This window comes from Imperialibacter roseus, assembly GCF_032999765.1.
In the GTDB taxonomy this organism is placed as follows: domain Bacteria; phylum Bacteroidota; class Bacteroidia; order Cytophagales; family Cyclobacteriaceae; genus Imperialibacter; species Imperialibacter roseus.
The window spans coordinates 2,039,866-2,063,060 of the sequence record NZ_CP136051.1 but is presented as its reverse complement, the minus strand read 5'-3'; the positions used below and the strand labels follow the sequence as shown (position 1 = coordinate 2,063,060).

Genomic DNA, 23,195 nt, shown 5'->3' with positions numbered 1-23,195 from the left:
GTTAGTAGTAGATTGGTATATGATGATCTAAGGCTTCCTGTTTTCCAGCAGGCTGAGAATGACAATAATAGCAAAAAAGATTACGCCGATGGATAAAAACAAACTTACCTGATCATTGAACAGGAAATTATAGAGTGCCGCTCCGGTTGATCCTCCTGCCAATGGCCCCAAAACGGGTATCCATGAATACCCCCAGTTCGATCCACCTTTACCGTGGACAGGCAATACTGCATGCGCTATTCTCGGGCCCAGGTCTCTGGCCGGATTGATGGCGAACCCTGTGGTTCCACCGTGCGACAAACCAATCGCCGTAATCAACCCTCCTACTACTAATGGGTTCAATCCCTCTGTAAATTGGTTCGCACCTATGAACAAAATCGCAAAGATTAGGATGAAAGTGCCCATAAACTCCGAAAGTATATTAGCACTTGTGCTTTTTATAGCCGGGCCAGTCGAAAACACTCCCAGTTTGGCAGACGCATCTTCCGTAGCTTTCCAGTGAGGCAAGAAATGAAAATACGCTAAACAAGCGCCACAAAAAGCACCGGCCATTTGAGCGAGCATATACCCTGCTATCATGTCGGCAGGAAACTCACCTGCAGCATACATACCGAGCGTTACTGCCGGATTTAGATGAGCTCCGCTTATTCCGCCAACGGCATAGATGCCGAGCGTAACCGCCAGCCCCCAACCAATACAAATGGTGAGCCACCCAGCGTTTTGTGCATAACTTCCTTTAAGTGTTGTGGCGGCGTTGACTCCGTTGCCAAAATACAGCAAGACCATCGTGCCAATAAATTCTCCTAGGTATGGGTTCATGTGTTGTCTTTTTGCGAAAATATACGAAGATGATTTGGAACCGCCATTCGCTCGGCTAATTTTACGCCCAGCGCTATTTAACCAAGCAAATACATGAAGCCAGCCGCCTTATTGTTCGACATGGACGGAGTAATCGTAGACAACCACCAATTTCACCTGAAAGCGTGGATGGAGTTTTCAAAGCGACATGGCTTCCACCTTGACGAAGTCGAGTATAAAAAACACATCAACGGAAGAACAATTTCGGCTACTATGGCCCACTTCTTCCCTGATGAAAAAAACCCAAATGTCATTCAGGCTCTTGGTGCCGAAAAAGAAGAGATTTACAGAGAACTATATGCCCCTCATCAGAAACCAACACCCGGCTTGATCGACTTCTTAAGCCGGGCTATGGATGCCGGGATTGCTGTGGGCGTCGGCAGCTCTGCACCACCAGACAATATTGCCTTCACTTTGGATGGCCTCGACCTTCGGAAATACTTCTCCGCAATTGTAAATGGCAGCGAAGTGAGCGTGGGCAAGCCAGCACCTGAGGTCTACCTGAAGCTGGCTGAGAAGCTTGGTGCAAAAGCTGAAGATTCCATTGTGCTGGAAGACGCTCTGTCGGGGATTGAGGCTGGAAAGAATGCTGGCGCAAAAGTGATTGGACTGGCTACCACCCACCCAGCCCATGAAATCATCCATTCAGACCTTGTGATAAACGATTTCAACGGACTCACCGTTGATAAGCTAACGTCTCTTTTTAAGTAATTATGAAGAAAGTTTCCTTTTTGGCACTTGTCATGTTGAGTTTCGGCGCTATCGCCCAGCAGGACAACACAATGAAAATTGCCAAGCTGAAATATCACGGGGGTGGCGACTGGTACGCCAATAAGACTGCACTGCCCAACCTGGCCAAATTTTGTAATGAAACCCTGGGCACGTCCCTGGCTCCCTCCGAAGATGCTGTTGATGTAGGCAGTCCTGAGATTTTTTTGTACCCCTATGTGTACATGACTGGGCATGGCAATGTGCTGTTTTCCGACCCGGAAGCTACCAATCTCAGAGAATACCTCATTTCGGGTGGATTTTTACATATCGATGACAATTATGGTCTCGATCAGTTTGTGCGCCTCGAAATGAAAAAGGTGTTTCCGGAACTGGAGTTTATAGAGCTTCCTTTTTCGCACCCCATTTACCACCAGAAGTATCAGTTTGCCGAGGGCCTGCCCAAAATACATGAACACGACGGCAAAGCCCCCATGGGGTACGGTCTTATTTATGAAGGAAGGCTTGTTTGCTTTTATTCTTACGAGTGCGACCTGGGAAACGGCTGGGAAGACCAAACGATCTACAATGACCCAGAAACGGTAAGGCAAAAGGCACTGCAAATGGGTGCCAACATTATCGCCTACTGTTTCACCAGCTTCTGATCAATACTTTCTGTTTAGAATTTCACCGAGGATGATGGCTTTTTTAGCACCGTCCTGATCGGAAAGCATATCCACTATCTCATCCCGAAATGCCGAATTGTCCTCTTCTTTGATCTCAAATTCCTTGAACCTGCTTTTGGCTCTTTCCAGCTGCGCTGAAAGTTCGTCCTCTTTGCTATGGTCAATATGGATCGACTCCTGATAAATCTTTTTTGTTTCTTCATCAGAAAACAGCCTGGTGTGGCTCCCCTCTTTCACAGTGGCAATGTCCTTGTCCTCCCACTCATCATGTACTTCTTCATAGTTTTTTCCGTCAGACGGAAATTCGAAAGAGCGGCTGGGTTGAGGAGCGGGCTGTGGAGCCGGCTTTGGTGCTGTCTGCCCTCCGCTGGTAAGCTCCTTAAGTAAGTCTTCAAAACTCATAGGTGGCGTGGACGTCGGCTCCTGCTGACCTTCGTAGTCGTCATCGCTCTGCGACCTTCTCTCCTGAACCTCAGTTGGTTTTGGCTTCTTTTTCAGGTTTCTGACCACAAAATAAATAATGGCCATTACGATATAAATGATGACGTCTCTATCCATATACCTCAAATATAAGTCATTGGATGTTATTTTTGCTGTCTGCCCCAAAAAAGAGGACAAGTATCAGCTTAATGTTGATAACTAGCCCTCTTTGAGCCCCATTTTGTTGATAACATTTAAAGGTTAATGAATATTTTTGCCGCATGCAGTTGACGAAACTTGAGATTCGGGGGTTTAAGAGCTTTGGGGATAAAGTGGTGATCAACTTCGATGAAGGCATCACCGGCATCGTTGGTCCAAATGGCTGCGGCAAGTCCAATGTGGTCGATTCCATTCGCTGGGTACTTGGCGAGCAAAGGTCACGCATGCTCCGTTCCGACAAAATGGAGAATGTGATCTTTAACGGAACAAAAAAAAGAAAGCCTACCAACCTGGCCGAAGTTTCTCTCACCTTCAACAACACCAAAAACCTCCTCCCTACCGAATATTCTCAGGTGACCATCACCCGCCGCTACTACAGATCGGGCGAGAGCGAATATGAGTTGAATGGCGTTACGTGCCGACTGAAAGACATTTCCAATCTTTTTCTTGATACCGGGATAGCATCAAACAGCTATGCCATTATCGAGCTTAAGATGGTCGACGATATCCTCAACGACAAAGACAACTCAAGGCGTGGTCTTTTTGAAGAGGCGGCTGGTATCTCAAAATTCAAAGTTAGGAAGAAGGAAACGCTGCGGAAGCTGAGCGACACCGATGCCGACCTGGCCAGGGTAGAAGATCTACTTTTTGAAATAGAAAAGAACCTGAAAAGCCTTGAAAAGCAGGCCCGCCAGGCTCAGCAATACTATAAAATAAAAGAAGAGTACAAGGAGGCCAGCATTGCGCTCGCCAGGAAAACAGTTGAAAAGCATCAGCAATCATTTCGGGATGGCAAGAGCAAAATCGAAACAGAAAATGACCTGAAGCTAAGCCTGAACCGGCAACTTGCAGAGAAAGAAGCGGCTATTGAGAAGTCGAAGGCCGATTTGATCGCCAAAGAAAAGCAACTCAGCTCACGGCAAAAAGCGCTGAATGAGCACGTAGGCAAAATCAGATCGTACGAGAGTGAGAAAAAAATCAAGAACGAAAGGCTCCGCTTCCTGAATGACAAGAATGAAAATCTCAGAGAGCAGATAGAGCAGGACAGAAAAAGCAACGAGCGGGCGTCGTTTTCTATTGAAAGCCTTACCAAAGAAAAGCAGGTAGCCGACAAAATACTTTCTGAAGTAGCAGCCAAACTCGATCGGCTCAAAGGTGAGTATGATCACCAGAAGACTGAAACAGCAGCACTTCAGGAGGAGGTGAATATCCTCAACCGCAACTTCCGCCAGAAACGGGAAGAAGTGTACCAGCTGACAAAAGACTTAGAAATAAAGCAAATTCAGCTGTCCACGCTCAAGCAAGAGCTGGACAAAGCGGCCTCCGACACGACCGAGCAGTCGGCTAACCTGGAGGAATTTGAAATAAAACTACAGGAAGTAGGCCAGCTAAGAGCCGAGAGACAAAAAGAGATCGACAAGCTTAAGGCAGAAGAAGAAGCAGTTCAAAGCAGAATTGAGAGCATTGGCAAAACACTGGAGGTCATCAAAGAAGAAGGCACCCAGGTAAGCCGAAAGCTTGATGCCCGGCAAAATGAGTATGCGCTAACCAAATCGCTGGTAGAGAACCTGGAGGGGTTTCCTGAAGCCATCAAGTTCCTGAAAAAGAACGCTTCCTGGGGAAAAGATGCTCCCCTTCTCTCCGACGTCATCACCTGCCCAGAAGAATACAGGATAACTATCGAGAATTTTCTTGAGCCCTACATGAACTACTATATAGTAGAAAGTGAGGCTAATGCGTACCAGGCTATTAACCTGCTGAGCGACGCCGCCAAAGGCAAGGCCCATTTCTTCATCCTGGAAAAGTTTGACAAGTTCAAGCCTACCAGCACCAAGATCATTCAGAACGCCATTCCGGCCACGGAGGTGGTGGAGTTTGACGGCAAGTACAAGAAGCTGGTCAGCTTTATTCTCGACAACGTTTACATTTCCACCAACCACCACACCGACCTTCCTGATGTAGATGACGCCATTTTCATTACAAAAAATGGAAAGGTTACCCGTCGTCACTATTCCATTTCAGGCGGAGCAGTAGGGCTTTTCGAAGGAAAGAGGATAGGCCGTGCCAAGAACCTGGAAAAACTGGCTGTAGAAATCAAGGCGCTCAACAAAAAGCTCGACGAAATTCAGCAGAGCATCGAAAGCAATCAGGCTGACCTGAATGCGTTGAAAGCATCGAGCAAGAAAGACAAAATTGAGGCCCTCCTCCCCGACCTGAATCAGATCAACGAGGAGTATGTTTCTATAAGAACCAAGCAGGAGCAATTTTCGAAAATGCTCACCTCCAACACTACAAAAAGGGAAGACATTATCGACAGGATTGAGGTGCTCACTGAAGAGCTGCGAACACTGCAACCAAAAGCGGAACGTGAGCAAGACCTTCAAAAAAGCGACGAAGAAGACCTGGCCTCCAAAAACAGTGAATTACAGGTTTTCCAGGAAATTTTAAGTCAAAAATCTGCAGCATTCAACCAGGAGAACATTTCGTACCACCAGCAGGAGAACAAGGTAGCCAGTATAGCCCAGGAAATTAGCTTCAAGGAAAACACCTACGAAAGCTCCAAAGAGCGGATTGAGCGCAACCAAAGCGAGTTGAAACAAACTGAAGAAGAGATCAAAGCGCTGGTGGAAAAGGCGGAGATGAATGACGATGAGCTGGTGGCGATGTACTCGGAAAGGGAAGCAATAGAAGCAGGCGTTAACGAAGCAGAAAAGGAGTATTACAGCAGCCGTGGGCTTATCGATGAACTCGAGAAAGAAAGCCGGGAGATTCAACGTCGGCGGGAAAGTACCGACCTGATGCTGATGGAGTTCCAAAATCAGCTAAACGAAACCAAGCTACAGCTGAGCGCTGTAAAAGAGCGGCTTTCCGTCGAATTCAATATCGATCTCGATGATTTGCTCAAAGAAAAGGCGCCGGAGGAAGGCGAAGAAGTAAAAGAAAATCCATTTGCCGACATTTCCGACGAAGAGCTGAGGGAGAAAGTCTCAAGGTTCAAAACCAGAATTGACAACATAGGCCCGATTAACCCGATGGCCATGGAGGCCTTTGAGGAAATCAAAGAGCGCTACGACTTTATCATCAAAGAAAAGGATGACCTGATCAAAGCCAAGGAGTCGCTGATCAGCACGATAGGCGAAATTGACGCTGTGGCCAGAGAAACTTTCCTCGATGCCTTCGAGAAGATCAGGGATAACTTTATCAAAGTATTCCGATCTCTCTTCACCGAAGAAGACGACTGCGAGTTGAAATTACTCAACCCCGACGACCCGTTGGAGAGCCCGATTGAGATCATGGCCAAACCAAAAGGCAAGCGGCCACTGACCATCAACCAACTATCAGGCGGTGAAAAGACGTTGACAGCCATCTCGCTGCTGTTCTCGATTTACCTGCTGAAGCCGGCCCCCTTCTGTATTTTCGATGAGGTTGACGCCCCACTCGACGATGCCAATATTGACAAGTTCAATAACATCATCAGAACGTTCAGCAAGGAATCGCAATTCATCATTGTGACGCACAACAAACGCACGATGTCAAGCACCGACATCATTTACGGTATCACCATGATTGAACAGGGGGTATCTAGGGTTGTGCCTGTTGACCTGAGAGAGCTGGCTTGATCTAGTTTCGGTAGATCAGGTAGCCCGTGTAGCCAACAAACGCCACCAGAAACATCACCGCTTCTACCCTGTCGAGTTTGTTGCGGTTGAAGGTGAACATAAAAAGCAGCAGCGCTACAGATCCGAAAAAAATCACGAAGAAATCCATGTTCAGGGTGGCGTTATAGGGAATTTCCCGGATGCCTCCGTTGATTCCCAAAATAAGCAGGATATTAAAAATATTGGAGCCCACCACGTTGCCAATGGCAATGTCTGTGTTTCGCCTAAAGGCGGCGACGGCCGAAGTGGCCAACTCAGGCAGCGAAGTGCCTGCTGCCAAAATGGTCAGCCCGATCAGCTTTTCGCTTAGCCCGAAACTTGCTGCAATTGCTACAGCGTGATCCGTTACAAGCTTACCTCCTCCCACCAAAAGCGCAATGCCTATAGACACAAACAAGACTGACTTGAGCAAGGTCATTGTTTGAATCTCATCCTGCGGCTGGGTTTCGTTTTTCGCCTGCCTGATGATGTAAGCCATAAATAGGCCAAAAAAGACCAAAAGCACCAATGCATCTATCCGGCCAAGCGAATTGTGATCGGCGCCAAAAAACATGGCATCGTTGACCAGAAAGAAAAGAAGCAGCGCAGAAAACAATGAGTAAGGAATTTCGTATTTCACAGTCGTCCGCTGTACACTCAATGGATAAATGACTCCGGCAACTCCCAGGATGAACAACAGATTGAATATGTTACTTCCGATGATGTTCCCGAACATAGCGTCGTTCAGCCCGCTGGACGAAGCAAACAGGTTTACGGTGAGTTCCGGAGCAGACGTACCGAAGGCAACTACGGTAAGTCCAATCATCAAATTGGATACGTTGATTCTTTTAGCAAGGGATGAAGCGCCACTAACCATCCAGTCAGCCCCCTTTATGAGGATAGCGAATCCTACCAGTAGCAGGACGAAGTGAAGAGTCATAAGGTCGATTAATTAGGTTAAAAGCGGAGAAATGTAAGAAGAAAAACGGCTAGATTGCCTTCGAATAGATTAATTTTTTTATCGAATAGTTCAATTTTTGAATAATTGAGGCTTTTCCACCCGCAGCAAGAAATTATTTGCGAATATCGCATTGTCAACACACACGCATGACCAGAGTCTTAACACTTTACAAAAATGCCTTTGGTGGGCTTTCTCAGGCAGCCTGGATTTTGGCGCTTGTGATGCTGATCAACCGTAGTGGGTCGATGGTGGTGCCCTTTCTTAGTGTGTACCTCACAGCCTCTTTGGGCTTTGATTTAGAGCAGGCTGGCATCCTACTAAGCCTTTTCGGAATTGGCTCCATTGCCGGTGCTTTTATCGGAGGGTGGCTTACAGACAAGGTTGGGCACTTCTGGGTACAGTTTTTCAGCCTTGTGGGCGGGGGCAGTTTGTTTTTCTTCGTTGCAAACCTGACGGAATTTTTGCCTTTATGTATGGGTATCTTTTCGGTGAGCGCCGTGTCGGAAATGCTGCGACCGGCCAACTCGTCGTCAGTAGCGCACTATGCCAGGCCCGAAAACGTAACACGGGCTTTCAGTCTCAATAGAATGGCGATTAATCTGGGCTATTCTTTTGGGCCGGCCGTTGGGGGAATTTTGGCGACTTTCTCTTACAACCTACTTTTCGTCGTTGATGGAATCACCTGCATATCGGCTGGGGTGCTTTTCTTCTTCTATTTCAAAAACAAAAAAGGGAACGAACAAAAAGAGGATGAAAACAAAGCCACCTCTTCGCCTCTCAACGCACTGAAAGACTGGCGATTTGTACTTTTTGTTCTTTTGGTGCTGTCATTTGCAACAGTGTTCTTTCAATTGTTCATGACCCTCCCCCTGTATTACAAAGAGGTCTACAAGCTACCCGAGTCACAAATTGGATTACTGATCGGACTCAATGGGTTTATCGTCTTCCTGCTGGAGATGATCATCGTGTACAGCGTGGGTGAGCGATTGAGCATCAGGCGACTGGTGATGATCGGAAGTTTACTCAACGGATTAGCGTTCATTATTCTCAACCTGCTGCACAGCGAGCCCATTCTCTACGTAGCCGTGCTGATCATCAGTTTCGCTGAGATTATGGCCATGCCGTTTATGGCCACCTACACCGTACAAAGATCGGGGCCAAAAACCAGGGGGATTTACATGGGCATGTACTCCTTTGCCTATTCAGCCGCATTTGTGCTGGCGCCTGCGTTGGGCACTAATATTGTCAGAGCATTCGACTTCACCACGCTGTGGTGGGTTTGTGGGGTTCTTTCCATCGGAACATCTCTCGGATTTTTCTTATTGCTGGCCCCGGTAAAACAGAAAATTTAGCCTTTCTTTTCGGTCGGCTTCACATTCCACTCCTTCAAAAAGATAGCATAGGCATTGAGAGAGGGCACCTCTTCCAGAATAATCTTTACAATTCCGACGAGCGGAATGAAAAGTATCATTCCAGATACCCCCCATACCAGGGCTCCAATAATAAATGACAAGAAAACAGCAAAAGCATTTATTTCGGTTGATGAACCAACCACCCAGGGCCGTATAACATTTTCCTGTATCATGTTGGCGAGCCAAAGGAGACCAACCAACAGCAGTGGCGTAAGCAGTGAGTCTTTCGTTACCAGAGCGTAGCCCACTACTATTATCATTGCTATGAGATTCCCCACGTAAGGAATGAGGTTAAGAATGGCCACCAAAATGGCGAAAAACAAGGCATACTCCAACCCCAGCGAGAGAAAGATAATGATGTCCATGGCTGCGGTGATAGCCGTAAATAAGCTAATACCGACAATGTAACTACGCAGCACTTTTTGGATTTTACCAAAGACCTTCCTGATCGTCTCCTGATTTGATTCGCTATACTTTTTCTCAATGAACCGTGAGGGAAGATCCCTGTACAGGAGAATAAAGTAGATGTAAATAGGCATCAAAAAGAGGTCAAAGAAAGATTGCCCAACTGATGAAATATTCCCAAACAGCCATTTCACAACTTCCTCAAGTTGACTGCCTATCATACTCTTCAGCTCCTCGGTATCATCTGCAATACCCAGGTCTTCAACGATAAACTGCTGAACCCTGGTAATGCTGGAAGAAAACCTTGTGGAAATGGACGGAAGATCCTTGCTGATTGACACCACTTGCGCTGAAAGCGTGGCCAGAATGCCAACTATGACTCCGGTAAACAACAGCACTGCCAGGATAATAGCCAGCCCCCTCCTCATTCGTTTACTTTCCATCCATTCCACAAATGGCATCATAAAAATGGCGAAAAAAGATGCCCAGGCCAGTGGTACCAGTAATCCACGGGTAATCATTAGCACCCAGACAACTACGACTATCAGTGCTATTATATAGAACTGGCGTTGAATTCCACTGATTTCTTTTTTAGCTGAAGGAGCCATTTAGTTTGCCTTTATTTTACCTATGAAAATATCACTCAAAGGTCTTTAAATTTAACGATCCAGCCACATTTTAAAAGTATTTACTTTTTCCCTGGCGACAACAACGTCCGTGTCGTCGCAGTTATGCAGCACCAACCTCAATCGGCTGTTGGACCAGGCAATGATGTCCTTAATGGACTTAAACGACACTATGTACTTCCTGTTAATCCTAAAAAAGGCCGAAGGATCGATCAACGCTTCTGCCTGGTCAAGGGTAAAGTCAATGATAAACCTTTTACCTTCCCTGTTTTGAATAAAAGTGGCTTTCTCCTGACTTACAAAATGGTCAATTTCAGCCACCTCAACAGATTTCAGGTGATCGCCCACCTTAATGATAAATCTTTCTTTGTAGCTTTTTGCTAACCCCGCCAAAAGGCTTTCCAGCTTGTCAATCGGCAAACCTAACGAACCTCCGGACGGTTTAGTCAAACTTTTAAACTTCATGAGGGCCGCTTTCAGTTCGTCATCGTCAATGGGCTTTAACAAATAATCAACGCTATTCACTTTGAAGGCCTTGATGGCGTATTCATCGTAGGCGGTAGTGAAAATGATGGGAACTCTCACTTCTACCGTCTCGAATATTTCAAAGCTCAGCCCATCGGCCAACTGAATATCGAGAAACAACAAGTCGGGAGCTGGCTGGCTGGCTAACCACTCCACTGTTCTCTTTACTGAATCGATCTGGGCGAGAATTTCTACGTCGGGCACTATCTTTCTGACCATCTGGGCCAGTCTGTCGGCCGACAGCTTTTCGTCTTCAACTATTAAAACCTTCATTAAACTTTATCGAGGGTTAAAAGCGGCAGGGTTACTTCAAACTTACCGTTCTCCTGTGTGACAATTACTTTCTTGCCACTCAGAAACTCATACCTGTCCTTAATATTGTCGAGTCCGGTTCCGGAAGAGGGCTCCCTGGTGTGCTTTACCTGAAGCGTATTGGAAACCCGCAAGGTTTCCTCGTGAACAGAAATAGCAATTGTCAGCGGATGATCCTGTGAGATTTCGTTGTGCTTGATGGCGTTTTCTACCAGCATTTGAACTGACAACGGGGGTACCACTTTATGCATATATGTATCAGGAACACTTATGTCATATTTGAGGTTATCGCCAAACCGAATCTGCTGCAGGAAGAGGTAGTCTTTTACAAACCTTAGTTCTGTAGAAAGATCTATCAGCTCCTGCTTTCTTGACTCCAGCACAAACCTATACACTTCCGACAGCTTCTTAATGAACTTCACAGCAGTGTCCGGATCTTGATGAACAAGCGACGTAAGTACATTCAGTGAGTTAAACAGAAAGTGCGGATTGACCTGACTTTTCAGTGCTTCGTACTGAGAAGCCATCTGCTCCGACTTTAGCTTTTCAAAGTTAATAGCTGTTTGCCTCCAGCTGATAAAAAACTGCCGCCCAAACAAGAATGTCATGATCAACATGGTGCAGAACACCGGAAAGACGAGGTTATACATGAATCCAGAGGATAGCAGTGTGGCTAAATCCTTCCCCATGTATGCCACATAAAATAAGTAATAGATGATAGATGCTGCAACCAAAGTATACACCACCATGACAACCAAACCCACCCACAGCCGCTTGCCGGGTGCCTCCAGCCAGCTTATCCGTGTTTCTATAATTTCGGAAAGATATTGATTACCCTTCCAGAAAAACAGCCAAAACGCAGCATTAAGACAAAAGATGGCCGCCGTGAGTGAGGTGAGCTCTTCAAAGCAAGAATTACACGAAAGATAACCACCAATTAAGCCTCCGGCTACAATTAGCAGGGCAATTTCCTTTAACTCCCGCAGAACAGTCTTTCTGGTGATTTGCATCTCTGTTTTTTTGAAAAAAACCAAACGAAGCTTAAAGTGCAACAGGCTCGATTAATTTACAAGTATTTGATGAGCCATGGTTTAACTTTAGTTCCCTTCTCCCTCAGCCGGTTTTTGGCAGTTTTTCAGCATTTGCTCGGCCGCTCCTTGTCCCCAGGTGGGGGAAAAATCTCCATTATCCTTTTGCAAAGCATAGTTCTCTACAGCTTTGGTGAGCGTTTGGCAAGAACCCTCGTGCCCCTGACCGAAAAAGCTCTCCGTGCCGTCCTGCATTTGGGCCATGAAAAGCCTTGCTCTTGGGTTGGTTGGATCCATTTGGATGGCCTTGCCAAATGTTTGAAAAACCCTCGTGGACAAAGTCTGGCCTCTGGTGCCAGGGTCAAAAGCAATACTTAGCATGTCCGCATAGCCTTGCATGGTGATCAGCTCCACATTGTCTGGCGAGGCTTCCAAACCGGTTTCAACAAGCTTCCTCGCTCTGTTCATTTTCTCATCCTGCAGAGATAAAGTTTCCTCTTTTGTTGCCATCCATGCATAGGCAAGCGCAGCATAGTAATGTGGCTGCCATTTGTCTTTTTCCACGTTGGCAATTCGCTCAAACTTGTTGGCTGCATTCTGCCAGTTCTCTTTGCCTCCGTCAGCCGAGAACAATTGCTCCAGGGCTGCTTTCATTCCTTTTTCATAAGGCGTTTGCGCATTGGCTTGACCTACCAACAAAAGAGCCAGAAGAGCAATAAGTGTGTTTAGTTTTAAGGATTTCATGACAATTAGCGGTTAAGTTTAATTTCTACAGATGTGTCTTTTTTGAAGCTGATTTTGGTCTGCTCAAAGCTGGGAGGCCCAAATTTGCCCATCACATTATTACTGAAGCCATAAGGCTCGGTAGGAATGACCAGAAAAGTGTCGAGTTCGCCATTTTCATTTTCATCATGAATCACGCTCACGGCATACTCTCCATAAGGGAGGTTTTCAAAAACAAGCTCCTGGCCTTCCGCTGTTGCTTTCGCTGAAACACCCTTTACTGGCTTCTTGAGGAAATTATCTTCCTTGTCGAACAAACCAACCATTACCTGGCCTTTCAGGTCACCCAGGTTGGTAACTTTCACTACCAGCTTGCCCTGGTTATCGCCGGCCTGACTTTCAATACCAGCCAGTAGCAAAATCATCATCAGTACATTTTTCATTGTTATGATATTTAAGTTGAATTATAAGTTTTCGAGTTGATTCTTTGACTTGTCCTTTGATAGCGTAATGAAAACTCCAAGGAACAGGAAACGTTTAGCTGGCTGCCCGATAGCTCTCGACTCAAAGACACCGTCGCTGTTTGGGTAGTCTGCAAACTGGTAACCGAAGACGTTGTCCCGACCCAGCAGGTTGGTGGCTGAAGCATAGAAGATAACCTGCGGACGAAACAGATAAGCTATGTTAAAGCTGAAGTCCTGATAGCTGGGAAGCTGACTGTTCATGAAGCCATCTTTGTTGGGGTCGTTATAGTAGCGGCCGCTGCCGTAAGAGTAAGTAAACCCAACCTGCGACTTGATGGCATCGATAAAGTGCTTGTAAACGAAAGAGAAGTTATGCTTTGAAGCGAAGCCGGGCACCGCTGACGACTGAAATGTGAGATAGTCTCTTTCGGTATCGAGAAATGAATAGGACACCCAGTAGTCGATGTTGCGAAACGTTCTGGCGTCTCGGAAGAAAATATCCAGGCCATTGGCATCACCATACCCCTTATTGTTGAAGTAGGTTGGGTTGTAAGGTTCGTTCCCATTGTATTTTACCAACTTGTCATACGTCTTCATGTAGCCCTCTATTCTGAAGGTTCTGTTGTCTTTTTGAATTTGGTAGTTAAGGATGTAATGAGAGGCAACTTCAGATGAAAGGTTGGTATTTACCCGAAAGCGTTCATTATCTGGCGTTTGGTAAAACCTACCATAAGCGAAGGACACCTGGCTGAATGCTGTGGTTTTGTAGGCCAGCGATGCTCTTGGTGCCAGATTCCAGCTATCAATGAGAGATGAATACTCCAACCTTGCTCCGGTTCTGAACACAAACTTGTTGGACAGGTAAACATCAGCCTCTGCAAACGTAGCGGGCAACGTCTCCGTCTTTTCATTGATCAGGCTTTGCCCTTCTGCGCCCGTAATATTATCAGCGAAATCTCTGACAATTACCTCCTGACCAAGCTTAAGCGTCATCTTCTCGTTGCTATCGTTAGTGAAGACTGACTTCACATGCCAGGCATGCTCCCCCTTGTCTACACGGTCGGCGTCGAAGTCAATATTGTCTTCCGAAATAGTTTGACTAACACCTCCGCTATAGTACCAACCACCTCCCAGCTGGTTCTTGTATGTGGCATTGAGGTAGCTGTATCCGTTCTTTATGGCGATTCTGTTGCTGCCGCCCGGGCTGTTGATATCAGGCTGACGAAGCGCAAAGGAAGCATTGGCAAACGAGCCATAAAGCTTGAAAATTCCGCTCTTCCCACTTTTTTGTCTTACCATAAAAGAACCGCCCAGCGATTCAGAAGGCTTTTCCCAGTCATATGCCTGGTTGATCAGCGACTGATATGGCTTCAGGTTAGTATAAGCAAGCTCTCCAAACACGGAACCCCTCTCCCATCTTTCAGTGTGGCTTGCGCTTCCACCCACACTCATCAAAGAAATGTTTGACTCGGTTTGTTCGGGGAGGTCAAAGGTGTTGAGCACCAGGGCCGACGACATCGCTTGTCCGTATTCAGCGCTGTAACCGCCTGTACTGAAAAACGTGCCTTTGAACAGGAAGGGTGAGAACCTTGACCGGCCTGGCATATTGGGGCCGCTGGTGTTGTAGAAGCTGTTCATCAGCATGCCGTCAACAAAAGTTCTGGTTTCGGTGCTGGCCCCTCCTCTCACAAAAAGTCGCCCCGACTCTCCTACTTTTTGAGTCCCTGGCAGTGTATTCAACGCCCCTGGAATGTCGGCAGTGGCCCCCGCTGTCATGGCAATATCGAGTGGTTTCAGTACCACCGATTTTTTTTCATCACTTGCCTCGAAAGTGCCGGCGGTAATGGTCACTCCATCCAGTTTGTTAATTTCCTCCTGGAGCTGGATAGTCAGCTCTATTGGGTTGCCTTCCAGCCTCAGTTCCGTTACATGCTTCTTGTAGCCAATAAATGTTGCCACTACCTGGTGGTCTCCGGCTTCTTCAGTTTCAAAGGAAAACACTCCTTCTATGTCTGTGGTAGCACCATCATAAGTACCGTCGACATAGATGTTAACGCCGGGAATAGGCTCGCCCGACTTTTCGGTGATCACCCCCTTGATGATTGTTTGCGCAATAAGGGGTGTTGAAAAAAGTAACGCCAGAACATAAAAAACGATTTTTAGTAGCTGTATCATTGAATCACTTGTTTGTCGTTGAATGATTCAAAGGTGCTATGCTCCCGACCGCTTTAATAATAGAAGTGACTGAACTGTAGAAGAAGCCGGATGAAATGACGCAGGGTTTGGATGGATGTTTTTATCTTTAATCGACCTTGAATTGAAAAGCATGAAAACCATACTCTTTTTCTTCGCATTTGCGCTGGTAGCCACCGGCAACCAGGCCCAGCACTCAACCGAACCTATTGACGTAGTGAGCCGCCAGTTGGACGCCTACAATGCCAGAGACATTGACAAGTTTCTTGAAACATACAGCGACACCGTCAAGATTTATAACTATCCTGACAAACTACTTATGGACGGAATTGGGAGCCTTAGAAAAGGATACGAAGGTTTCTTTCAAACTGCCGTTGACCTTCACTGCGACATTGTCAACCGAACTGTTTTAGGCAATACGGTTATTGACCACGAAAGTGTGGTCTTTGACAAGAACAAACCCCGGCTTGAAGCAATTGCCATTTACAAAGTAAGTGACGGAAAGATTTTCGAAGTGCGCTTTATCAACGCCAGAACTGGCTCTTAGGGGGCGCCAGCTGTCGGTTGTTTACCAGGTACAAACAAATGGATCGGATGCCCGCAAATGAACTAACACTTCTGCTATTTAGCCTGGGTGCCTTTCAGGGGGTTTTACTTTCGGTATTACTCAAAGTAAAATACCGTCGTTCTGAGTCTGACTACCTCTCGCTGATTTCTCTGTTCTTTGCGTTACTACTTGCCTTTTATGTGGCATATTGGGCCAAACTGGATACACCTACCTACCTCTGGTGGGTTCAATACGTCACTTTTCTTATCGCTCCGCTTTTCTATTTACTCATTAGAGGTATCTCAATCCAACAGGCAACAAAGTGGCCCACCCTCCTTCATTTTCTTCCCTTCCTTGTGGCCGTCTTCGCTCTATACATGCCGATAAGTCCAATGTTTCTTTTCCTCTTGCAGCCGTTTCACCTGCTCCTATATGCGGTTCTTTCCTTCCCTTTCGCACGAAACAGGCAAGCGAACGTTCGACGCTGGCTATTTATACCATTGCTGGCCTATGCCCTGCTGTTTGTGCTATACTCCATTATGGTTGCCACAAAAACACTGACATTGGAATTTGACTACCTGATTGCCGCCGCTTCATGTTTCTTTATTTATGCGCTGTTGATCAAATCTTATCTCCAGCCCCAATTCATCAACCAACTCGCTGTAGAAGAAAAGCTAAGCACCTACATTTCGGAAACAGTACTTTCACAAATCGAGCACCATTTCAGGGAGTGCAAGCCTTACCTGAATGGTGAATACAGGCTGAACGACCTTTCGAACGACTTATCCTTAAAGCCCTATCAGCTAAGTGAAATCATCAACCAGAAATACGATGGATTTAACAAGCTGCTGAATGACTACCGGATAAGGGAATCCATCGACCTTTTGAACGACACGAATGAAAAGGTTATCGACATAGCGCACCTGAGCGGTTTCAACAACAAAGTCTCTTTTTACAAGTCGTTCAAAAAAGCAACAGGAAAAACGCCGGTGGAATGGAGAACGGCTCACAAAAAACCGGTTAACATTTCCACGGATTAACTCCTTCGGTCTTTTTTCAACATAGATTGACTGGAAATCAAAAACTATCAATCTATGAAAAGGATCATCTTAATTGTTCTGGTAACCTGTGGCTATGAGGCACATTGTCAGGAACTTCAAATTAGCAAAATTGACACAACCCAATACTTCGACTTTTGGGTAGGAAAATGGAAAGCGACCTATGATGAGGGAAATGGTGTGCAACAATACGGCATCAACACCATTGACAACATTCTCGACGGAACAGTGGTTCGAGAGACTTTCGAACTCGACGGAGGGCAAAACAAGGGTTTCAAGGGCACGAGCATTTCCGTTTACCAGCCCCAGCTTAAGAGATGGAAACAGGCCTGGGCTGATAACCAGGGCGGTTATTTCGATTTCGAAGGTGAATTTGTGGGAGATAAACGAATCTTTAAGACCCAGGTATTTGGGCGGGGCGACAAGCGAATCCAGCAGCGCATGGTGTTTTACAACATCCAACACGACTCGTTTACATGGGACTGGGAACTCTCATCGGATGGAGGAAAAACCTGGGCGCTGAGCTGGCGCATTTTGTATGAGAGGATGGAGTAATTTGCACTATCATTAGTCTGTTGAAGAATTTGCTCTTGCTCAGTCGAGAATTTTTAATAAATTTCAATTGTTTAATCCACTATGAGCGAGAACATACAAAATCTTATAAAACGATTTGAAAGGCACAGAAATGTGACAGATGCCAAGTTTTCATTCGTTCTTGAGCGGCAAAAGATGATAGAATCTGCCTTAAAAGAGTTACAGGAGGAGAGTTCCGACTTTTATGGGTATGTGGCAGAGTCTTTGAAGGAGCTAGACACTGAAATTTCAGCCATTAAGAATAAAATCAAAGACCTGTAAGACGCCTGTTTCCTTTCAAGCAGGCGCACACTTAATCTCTCAGGCCTGATAGACATTCAAATCCAAATACTCATTCCTGAACTTGCCTTCTGGGTCATATTTTTTGACCAACTCCAAAAACGACTGGTATTTTGGATACCTGTCATGCAAAGTTTCGGGAGCTACGGTAAACAACTTGCCCCAATGTGGCCTGACTCCAAATGGAGACAACTCTGCTTCAATCATTGGCAGTAGCTTGCTTACCTCCGGCCAGTTTTGCTTCCAGGTAAAATGAATGGCTACGCTTGGCTGCCTGTAGGCTGTGCTCATCCACAGCTCATCGGCTGCAATGGTGCGAATTTCAGTGATCATCAATTGAGGAAAGATCAGTTCACGTTTTTTCTCAAGCGCCAAGATGGCGTCAACGGCGTTTTCCATGGGCACGAAAAACTCCGACTGTAGCTCCTCCCCACTGCTGGGCGTAAAGCCCATCTTGAAGTGCGGCAGGCGGTCGTACCAGGGGCCTGGCTTGCCCATTTGCTCGGTACAATTTTCAGCTGAAAGACGGGTAATGGGATGCAGGTTGTTGGTGGCAGCGGTTGCTCCATAGAATTCGACGCAGGCATCTGTTATTTCCTCGTCCATCCGCCTTTTGATCCACACCTGGCTGACCACCTGGTTCTGCCAGTCAGTAAATAAGCTGACGCTGTAGCCGGCAGACATAATAGCTTCAAAATCCTTTTCCAAAGATGCCAGCGGTAAATCCTGAAAAACGTCCTGCCTCACATCGAAGGTCTTCTCTATAGCAAGCGTCACTTTCGTAACAATGCCCAATGCGCCAAGGCCGACGACAGCTCCATAGAAATCCGGATCACCTTCTTTCAATTTCACCAGTTGACCGTTGCCATCCACCAGCTCAAGCCCCTTCACAGCGCTTGCCAGGTTTCCATTCCCCACACCAGACCCGTGAGTGGCCGTGGCAGCAGCACCGGCAACAGAAATATGAGGCAGGGAAGCCAGATTATGCAAAGCGAAACCCTTCTGATGAAGCTCCGGGGCAAACTCCCCATACCTGGCACCCGACTCTACCGTCACAGTCATCGCCTCTTCATCGATCCCCAAAACCTTATTGAAGTTTTTAGTAGATATCTGATTTTCAGGGCTGTCAGCTATATTGTTAAAGCAGTGTTTTGAACCCAACGCCTTCTGACTCGACAACTTTCTGACAAGCCCCTGAAGTTCCTCGGTGGTTTTGGGTTCCAGAAGGTTCTTTGCTTTGTACTGATAATTGCCAGCCCAGTTCTTTCGCACTTCCGTCGGTTTATCTTCGCAAGAAACCAGCGGCACCACCATTGATCCGGCTACAAATGCGCCCGTTGTTTTCAAAAACTCCTTTCTCTTCATACGATGTCAGGTATAGGTTGGCAAGAAGTTAGCAATTTTCCTGATGAATGCCCCACCTGCGTACCTCAATTTCCTAGAGCATCTCCTCCAGCGCACCCACCAGCATGTTCACATGGTTTTTGGTACAGCTTTCGCCCATAATACCTATTCGCCAGATTTTGCCTGCAAACACGCCTAAGCCTCCACCAACTTCGATATTATAGTCATTTAACAGACGAGTTCTGAGCGTAGCTTCGTCAACACCCTCAGGTAAGTAAACGGCATTCAAGTTCGGTAAACGATGCTGCTCATCTACCACAAACTTAAAGCCCAAAGCCTCCAGTTTCATCTTCAAATAATTGTGCACAACCTCGTGCCTGGCCCAGCGCTCTTCCAATCCCTCTTCCAAAACAATATTCAATGCCTCGTGCAGCGCAAAAATGGCAGACACAGGGCCGGTGTGATGATAGGCCCGCTTCGCCCCTGCCCAGTAGTTTTTCACCATGGTCAGGTCCAGAAACCAGCTTTGCACTTTGGTCTTGCGGTTGTCAAGTACCTTGACTGCTGCCTCTGAAAAACTGACAGGCGAGAGCCCCGGAGGGGCGCTGAGGCACTTTTGAGAACCCGAATAAATGGCATCAATGCCCCATTCGTCGACTTTAAGGGGCGCTCCTGTGTAAGAAGTAACGGCATCAACAACGAGCAGCGAACCTGCATTGTGCACCAGGTCACTTATCTCCTGCAAAGGCTGCATGGCACCGGTGGAAGTTTCAGCGTGCACAATGGCTACCAGCTTTGGCTTTGGGCATACATCCAACACTTTTTTGATCTGACTCACTTCGGTTACCTTGCCCCAGTCGGTGTCAATTCTGTGCACCTTTGCCCCGCAGCGCTCGGCTATGTCGACCATCCGGCCGCCAAAAACGCCATTGACGCAAATGATGCACTCGTCGCCTGGCTCCAGCAGGTTGACCAGGCAGGTCTCCATGCCGGCCGAACCTGGTGCTGACACAACGAAGGTGAGATTATTCTTGGTAAGCAGTGTTTGCTGCACCATGCTTTTCACCTCGTCCATCATCCTGACAAACTCAGGATCAAGATGCCCAATTAGCGGCGAAGACATGGCCTTCAGCACTCTCGGGTGTGCATCTGACGGGCCAGGGCCCATTAGTACTCTATGAGGGGGATTAAATGGGTAAGTCATAATTGTTCTGGTTTCTTCTCTTATCAAAAATATATTTTTCAGTTACTTACGTCGTCTAAAAGTTTCATCACCGATTCGTAATTTTTTCCTACGGCTTCAGACAGCGCTATTTCACAAGTCTTAGAGGTAGAATAATATCCGTCGTACGTCTCTTGTTTCACTTCAGTCGACTCTTTCTTTGTCGCCGCCTTCGTCAACTCAGGGTAGTAAAACCCACGATCGCCGGCCATGCCGCAGCAGCCAGCAAATTCCGGCACCTTTACCTCCTTAGCACAGGCTTTGCCGATTCGTTTCAACTGATCGAGAGAGCCCATTTTTTGCACCGAACAGACTGGATGAAACGCAATTTTGTCTTTTTGCGCAGAAATGCGCAATTGCGGCAACACTATCTCGGCAGCGAAATCAATTACATCATGAATGGTCAGCTTATCAAACCGAACCTTGTTAGCATCGGAAAGATACGGTCTGCTGGATCTTATGGTCTGAGTGCAGCTTGTCACGTCCAACACCACCGGAATTTTTCCTTCCTGCGAGCTTTGCCAAAGTCGTTCAATAGCCTGGTTAGCAGTGAACTTGTAAGCCTCTGCAAAGCCTTTGGAAGAGAAGACTTGCCCGCAGCACGTCCCTTTCAACTGATCGGGCAATACGATATTGATATTGGCTTTTTTGCACACAGACAAAAAAGCCCTCACTCCGTCGCCATCCATCATCCTTGAAATGCAACTTGAGAAGTACACGACTGACTGGCCCTCGCTACGTGCACTACGAACAGACTCAAAAAGCTCCTTCATAGCCGGTTTTTGAAAGTGATTGGACCAGAGCGGCATACCTGGAATGATACGTTTCATTCCCAAAGTCAGCTTTGGCATGAACTGCTGACCGAACAGCTTGTTCAGGAGAAATCCTTTCCAAAGTGCCAGCCTGGTGCCGCTCTCAAGCCATTTGAAATTCCTTGCAACACCAACGGCTACTTTATTTTCAAATGACGAATGGTTTTCCCGCCTTAATCGCTTAACCAAATCGCCTGTATTAATATCAACCGGACAATTGGTAGCGCACATCCCGTCGACAGCACAGGTTTCTATTCCATCAAAAGCATAGTCTTTCAACAGCGCATCTTTCGTAGCATGATCCCCGGCCATTTCTGCCCGCTTGATGGCCCTTCTAATGCCAATTCGCCTCCGGGGGGTTAATGTATAGTCACGACTGGGACAGCTATTTTCACAGAATCCGCACTCAATGCACTTGTCGACCTCTTCTTCCACAATTGGCATCACCTTGAGGTTGTGAACATGGCATTTTTTGTCTTCGGTGATCACAATGCCTGGGTTGAGCAAGTTGTGCGGGTCAATCAACTGCTTCAGCCTTTTCATAACGCTGTAGGCCTCGGGGCCCCACTCTGTTTCAACATAGGCCGACACAGCCCTGCCAGAGCTATGCTCCCCTTTCAAAGCGCCATCGTATTTATTCAGTACCAGGTCAAACAAATCATCATTGAACTCTTCATACAAAGCGATGGCCTCCGGAGTAGCGTAACTTTGTGACACCACAAAGTGCAGGTTGCCATCCTTCGCATGACCGAAGATGATCCCATTTTCATACTTATGCTTCACGAAAAGCTGTTGAACATCTACAACAGCCTCTCCAAGTCTTTCGACTGGGAAAGTAAAATCTTCCATCAATGCTGACGTACCTTTCGCCCGCATGCCAGCTACTGAAGGATACATTCCTTTTCGGATATTCCAGTACAGTGCTTGCTCAGTTGGATTTTGCGTAAAGCTTGGCTCAAACAGCATAGGAAGCTTCGCCAAAGTCGGCTTCGCCATTTCGTATTTAGTGTCCAGCCGTTCCTGCGTACTTTCCTGGTATTCACACAAAATGGCTGATGCCTGCTCAGGCAATGTTTTAATAAAATCAGGAACCCCGGGCATGTTTTCCACCGACCTGAGCGACGCCCGATCCATAAACTCCAGAGCCTCTGCACCTGTATCTCTCAGAGCCGCAATGGTGTTACAAGCCTCGGCCGGACTGTCAAAATAAAGCATGCCAGTCATTTTGAAAGGGAAATCGGGAATAGTGTTCAATACTGCTTCTGCAATAAATGCCAGGGTTCCCTCTCCCCCAATGATCACGTGCGCCAATATATCCAGCGGATGTTCGTAGTCGAGAAAGGCATTCATACAATAGCCCACGGTGTTCTTCTGCTTGTATTTCTTGCGAATGCGGGCGACTAATGTCTTATTTTGTTCAACCTCCTGCTTCAATACAAGCAGACCGTTCGCTACTTCCTTGCAGTCCCTCAGAAATCTATCATAGTCTTCCTTCCTCTCTGTGGAAAAAACCTGCCCATTGGGAAGCACAAAAGTGAGATGCTTCAGTGTGTGATAAGAATTATTGACCACACCACAGCACATGCCACTCGAGTTATTGGACAGGATGCCCCCCATCATGGCAGCATTGATCGAAGCTGGATCTGGCCCTATTTTTTTACCAAACTTCTTTAGGTGAATATTTACATGAGCGCCAATGGCTCCCGGCTCTACCCTAACGGTTTCTCCATTATTCTCAGGTATCACCTTTCGCCAATAATTGCTAAGGTCGGCCAATATGCCATCAGAAACGGCTTGCCCCGACAAACTAGTACCTCCTGCCCGGAACGTAATTGGGATGTTCAGCTCCTGAGACACGGCGAAAAGCCTTTGAATTTCTTCAGCTGTGATGGGCTGCACGACAGCTTTGGGCACCAGGTAAAAATGGCTGGCGTCGCTTGCATAGGCGTAGCGGTCAATCAGGCGTGTTTTCACACGTGGCCTGGGTATTATTTTTAAAAGGGCGTCTTCAAGCATATCTCAAAATATTGAGCTCGGGTTCACGGGCTCATTAACGCTCCATATTAACTGATTTCGGGGAAAAAATCTCAGCTAAACTGATAATCGGTCAACAATGATATATGCGATGGATACCCTGAAATTTTTCACACCAATTTATTAT

At 46.7% G+C, this 23,195-nt stretch carries 20 protein-coding genes; 8 read left to right on the top strand and 12 right to left on the bottom strand.

Annotation, left to right across the window (positions count from 1 at the left end; translation table 11 throughout):
- Nucleotides 1-27 precede the first annotated feature (27 nt).
- Nucleotides 28-819, bottom strand: coding sequence for an MIP/aquaporin family protein (locus tag RT717_RS08770; protein WP_317491360.1), 792 nt, complete (start codon nt 817-819; stop codon nt 28-30).
- 93 nt (nt 820-912) lie between these two features.
- Between RT717_RS08770 and RT717_RS08765 the strand changes: the two genes are divergently transcribed.
- Both RT717_RS08765 and RT717_RS08760 read left to right on the top strand, forming a co-directional pair.
- Nucleotides 913-1,569, top strand: a complete 657-nt coding sequence (locus RT717_RS08765) for an HAD family hydrolase (protein WP_317491359.1) — start codon at nt 913-915, stop codon at nt 1,567-1,569.
- A 2-nt stretch (nt 1,570-1,571) separates the two neighbouring features.
- Complete coding sequence (locus RT717_RS08760; protein WP_317491358.1) at nt 1,572-2,231, top strand: DUF4159 domain-containing protein; 660 nt, start codon at nt 1,572-1,574, stop codon at nt 2,229-2,231.
- Here RT717_RS08760 and RT717_RS08755 read toward each other — a convergent pair whose 3' ends face one another.
- Nucleotides 2,232-2,810: a hypothetical protein gene (locus RT717_RS08755; RefSeq protein ID WP_317491357.1), complete on the bottom strand. Its 579-nt coding sequence runs from the start codon at nt 2,808-2,810 to the stop codon at nt 2,232-2,234. It abuts the gene before it with no gap.
- A 143-nt stretch (nt 2,811-2,953) separates the two neighbouring features.
- On the opposite strand from RT717_RS08755, the gene smc reads away from it, so the two are divergent.
- Nucleotides 2,954-6,511 (top strand): chromosome segregation protein SMC, encoded by a 3,558-nt coding sequence (gene smc / locus RT717_RS08750; RefSeq protein ID WP_317491356.1) that lies wholly within the window; start codon nt 2,954-2,956, stop codon nt 6,509-6,511.
- Between the two features lies 1 nt (nt 6,512).
- Here smc and RT717_RS08745 read toward each other — a convergent pair whose 3' ends face one another.
- Nucleotides 6,513-7,469: a calcium/sodium antiporter gene (locus tag RT717_RS08745; RefSeq protein ID WP_317491355.1), complete on the bottom strand. Its 957-nt coding sequence runs from the start codon at nt 7,467-7,469 to the stop codon at nt 6,513-6,515.
- Nucleotides 7,470-7,636: 167 nt separating this feature from the next.
- Between RT717_RS08745 and RT717_RS08740 the strand changes: the two genes are divergently transcribed.
- The gene (locus tag RT717_RS08740; protein ID WP_317491354.1) at nt 7,637-8,842 is read left to right on the top strand and encodes an MFS transporter; all 1,206 of its coding nucleotides are present in this window, start codon (nt 7,637-7,639) and stop codon (nt 8,840-8,842) included.
- Here RT717_RS08740 and RT717_RS08735 read toward each other — a convergent pair.
- The 6 genes from RT717_RS08735 to RT717_RS08710 all read right to left on the bottom strand — a co-directional run bounded on the left by RT717_RS08735 (nt 8,839) and on the right by RT717_RS08710 (nt 15,160).
- Entirely contained in the window at nt 8,839-9,915 is a 1,077-nt protein-coding gene (locus RT717_RS08735; RefSeq protein WP_317491353.1) for an AI-2E family transporter, read from the bottom strand. The genes RT717_RS08740 and RT717_RS08735 overlap by 4 nt on opposite strands.
- A 51-nt stretch (nt 9,916-9,966) precedes the next feature.
- Entirely contained in the window at nt 9,967-10,731 is a 765-nt protein-coding gene (locus RT717_RS08730; protein ID WP_317491352.1) for a LytR/AlgR family response regulator transcription factor, read from the bottom strand.
- Nucleotides 10,731-11,780: a sensor histidine kinase gene (locus RT717_RS08725; RefSeq protein ID WP_317491351.1), complete on the bottom strand. Its 1,050-nt coding sequence runs from the start codon at nt 11,778-11,780 to the stop codon at nt 10,731-10,733. Before RT717_RS08725 ends, RT717_RS08730 begins: the two co-directional genes overlap by 1 nt.
- An 87-nt stretch (nt 11,781-11,867) precedes the next feature.
- A complete protein-coding gene (locus RT717_RS08720; RefSeq protein WP_317491350.1) occupies nt 11,868-12,542 on the bottom strand; it encodes a hypothetical protein in 675 nt (224 codons plus the stop codon).
- A 5-nt stretch (nt 12,543-12,547) separates the two neighbouring features.
- Nucleotides 12,548-12,964, bottom strand: a complete 417-nt coding sequence (locus RT717_RS08715; protein WP_317491349.1) for a DUF2141 domain-containing protein — start codon at nt 12,962-12,964, stop codon at nt 12,548-12,550.
- Nucleotides 12,965-12,985: 21 nt separating this feature from the next.
- Nucleotides 12,986-15,160 (bottom strand): TonB-dependent receptor, encoded by a 2,175-nt coding sequence (locus RT717_RS08710; protein ID WP_317491348.1) that lies wholly within the window; start codon nt 15,158-15,160, stop codon nt 12,986-12,988.
- A 151-nt stretch (nt 15,161-15,311) separates the two neighbouring features.
- On the opposite strand from RT717_RS08710, the gene RT717_RS08705 reads away from it, so the two are divergent.
- The 4 genes from RT717_RS08705 to RT717_RS08690 all read left to right on the top strand — a co-directional run bounded on the left by RT717_RS08705 (nt 15,312) and on the right by RT717_RS08690 (nt 17,638).
- Entirely contained in the window at nt 15,312-15,725 is a 414-nt protein-coding gene (locus RT717_RS08705) for a nuclear transport factor 2 family protein (RefSeq protein ID WP_317491347.1), read from the top strand.
- Between the two features lie 47 nt (nt 15,726-15,772).
- A complete protein-coding gene (locus RT717_RS08700) occupies nt 15,773-16,765 on the top strand; it encodes a helix-turn-helix domain-containing protein (protein WP_317491346.1) in 993 nt (330 codons plus the stop codon).
- Between the two features lie 54 nt (nt 16,766-16,819).
- The gene (locus RT717_RS08695; protein WP_317491345.1) at nt 16,820-17,338 is read left to right on the top strand and encodes a hypothetical protein; all 519 of its coding nucleotides are present in this window, start codon (nt 16,820-16,822) and stop codon (nt 17,336-17,338) included.
- A gap of 81 nt (nt 17,339-17,419) precedes the next feature.
- Complete coding sequence (locus RT717_RS08690) at nt 17,420-17,638, top strand: hypothetical protein (RefSeq protein WP_151999903.1); 219 nt, start codon at nt 17,420-17,422, stop codon at nt 17,636-17,638.
- Nucleotides 17,639-17,677: 39 nt separating this feature from the next.
- Here the strand turns inward: RT717_RS08690 and RT717_RS08685 are convergent, their stop codons facing one another.
- From RT717_RS08685 to RT717_RS08675, 3 genes are all read right to left on the bottom strand, one after another.
- Nucleotides 17,678-19,021, bottom strand: coding sequence for a D-arabinono-1,4-lactone oxidase (locus RT717_RS08685; protein ID WP_317491344.1), 1,344 nt, complete (start codon nt 19,019-19,021; stop codon nt 17,678-17,680).
- Nucleotides 19,022-19,094: 73 nt separating this feature from the next.
- On the bottom strand, nt 19,095-20,204 hold the full coding sequence (locus RT717_RS08680; RefSeq protein ID WP_317491343.1) for a pyridoxal-phosphate-dependent aminotransferase family protein: 1,110 nt from the start codon (nt 20,202-20,204) through the stop codon (nt 19,095-19,097).
- Nucleotides 20,205-20,242: 38 nt separating this feature from the next.
- A complete protein-coding gene (locus tag RT717_RS08675) occupies nt 20,243-23,008 on the bottom strand; it encodes an FAD-binding and (Fe-S)-binding domain-containing protein (protein WP_317491342.1) in 2,766 nt (921 codons plus the stop codon).
- Nucleotides 23,009-23,195 lie beyond the last annotated feature (187 nt).

Bases quoted from the DNA above. Each gene is read 5' to 3' on its own strand.
- RT717_RS08770 (WP_317491360.1), bottom strand. From the start codon at position 819: ATGAACCCATACCTAGGAGAATTTATTGGCACGATGGTCTTGCTGTAT.
- RT717_RS08765 (WP_317491359.1), top strand. From the start codon at position 913: ATGAAGCCAGCCGCCTTATTGTTCGACATGGACGGAGTAATCGTAGAC.
- RT717_RS08760 (WP_317491358.1), top strand. From the start codon at position 1,572: ATGAAGAAAGTTTCCTTTTTGGCACTTGTCATGTTGAGTTTCGGCGCT.
- RT717_RS08755 (WP_317491357.1), bottom strand. From the start codon at position 2,810: ATGGATAGAGACGTCATCATTTATATCGTAATGGCCATTATTTATTTT.
- smc (WP_317491356.1), top strand. From the start codon at position 2,954: ATGCAGTTGACGAAACTTGAGATTCGGGGGTTTAAGAGCTTTGGGGAT.
- RT717_RS08745 (WP_317491355.1), bottom strand. From the start codon at position 7,469: ATGACTCTTCACTTCGTCCTGCTACTGGTAGGATTCGCTATCCTCATA.
- RT717_RS08740 (WP_317491354.1), top strand. From the start codon at position 7,637: ATGACCAGAGTCTTAACACTTTACAAAAATGCCTTTGGTGGGCTTTCT.
- RT717_RS08735 (WP_317491353.1), bottom strand. From the start codon at position 9,915: ATGGCTCCTTCAGCTAAAAAAGAAATCAGTGGAATTCAACGCCAGTTC.
- RT717_RS08730 (WP_317491352.1), bottom strand. From the start codon at position 10,731: ATGAAGGTTTTAATAGTTGAAGACGAAAAGCTGTCGGCCGACAGACTG.
- RT717_RS08725 (WP_317491351.1), bottom strand. From the start codon at position 11,780: ATGCAAATCACCAGAAAGACTGTTCTGCGGGAGTTAAAGGAAATTGCC.
- RT717_RS08720 (WP_317491350.1), bottom strand. From the start codon at position 12,542: ATGAAATCCTTAAAACTAAACACACTTATTGCTCTTCTGGCTCTTTTG.
- RT717_RS08715 (WP_317491349.1), bottom strand. From the start codon at position 12,964: ATGAAAAATGTACTGATGATGATTTTGCTACTGGCTGGTATTGAAAGT.
- RT717_RS08710 (WP_317491348.1), bottom strand. From the start codon at position 15,160: ATGATACAGCTACTAAAAATCGTTTTTTATGTTCTGGCGTTACTTTTT.
- RT717_RS08705 (WP_317491347.1), top strand. From the start codon at position 15,312: ATGAAAACCATACTCTTTTTCTTCGCATTTGCGCTGGTAGCCACCGGC.
- RT717_RS08700 (WP_317491346.1), top strand. From the start codon at position 15,773: ATGCCCGCAAATGAACTAACACTTCTGCTATTTAGCCTGGGTGCCTTT.
- RT717_RS08695 (WP_317491345.1), top strand. From the start codon at position 16,820: ATGAAAAGGATCATCTTAATTGTTCTGGTAACCTGTGGCTATGAGGCA.
- RT717_RS08690 (WP_151999903.1), top strand. From the start codon at position 17,420: ATGAGCGAGAACATACAAAATCTTATAAAACGATTTGAAAGGCACAGA.
- RT717_RS08685 (WP_317491344.1), bottom strand. From the start codon at position 19,021: ATGAAGAGAAAGGAGTTTTTGAAAACAACGGGCGCATTTGTAGCCGGA.
- RT717_RS08680 (WP_317491343.1), bottom strand. From the start codon at position 20,204: ATGACTTACCCATTTAATCCCCCTCATAGAGTACTAATGGGCCCTGGC.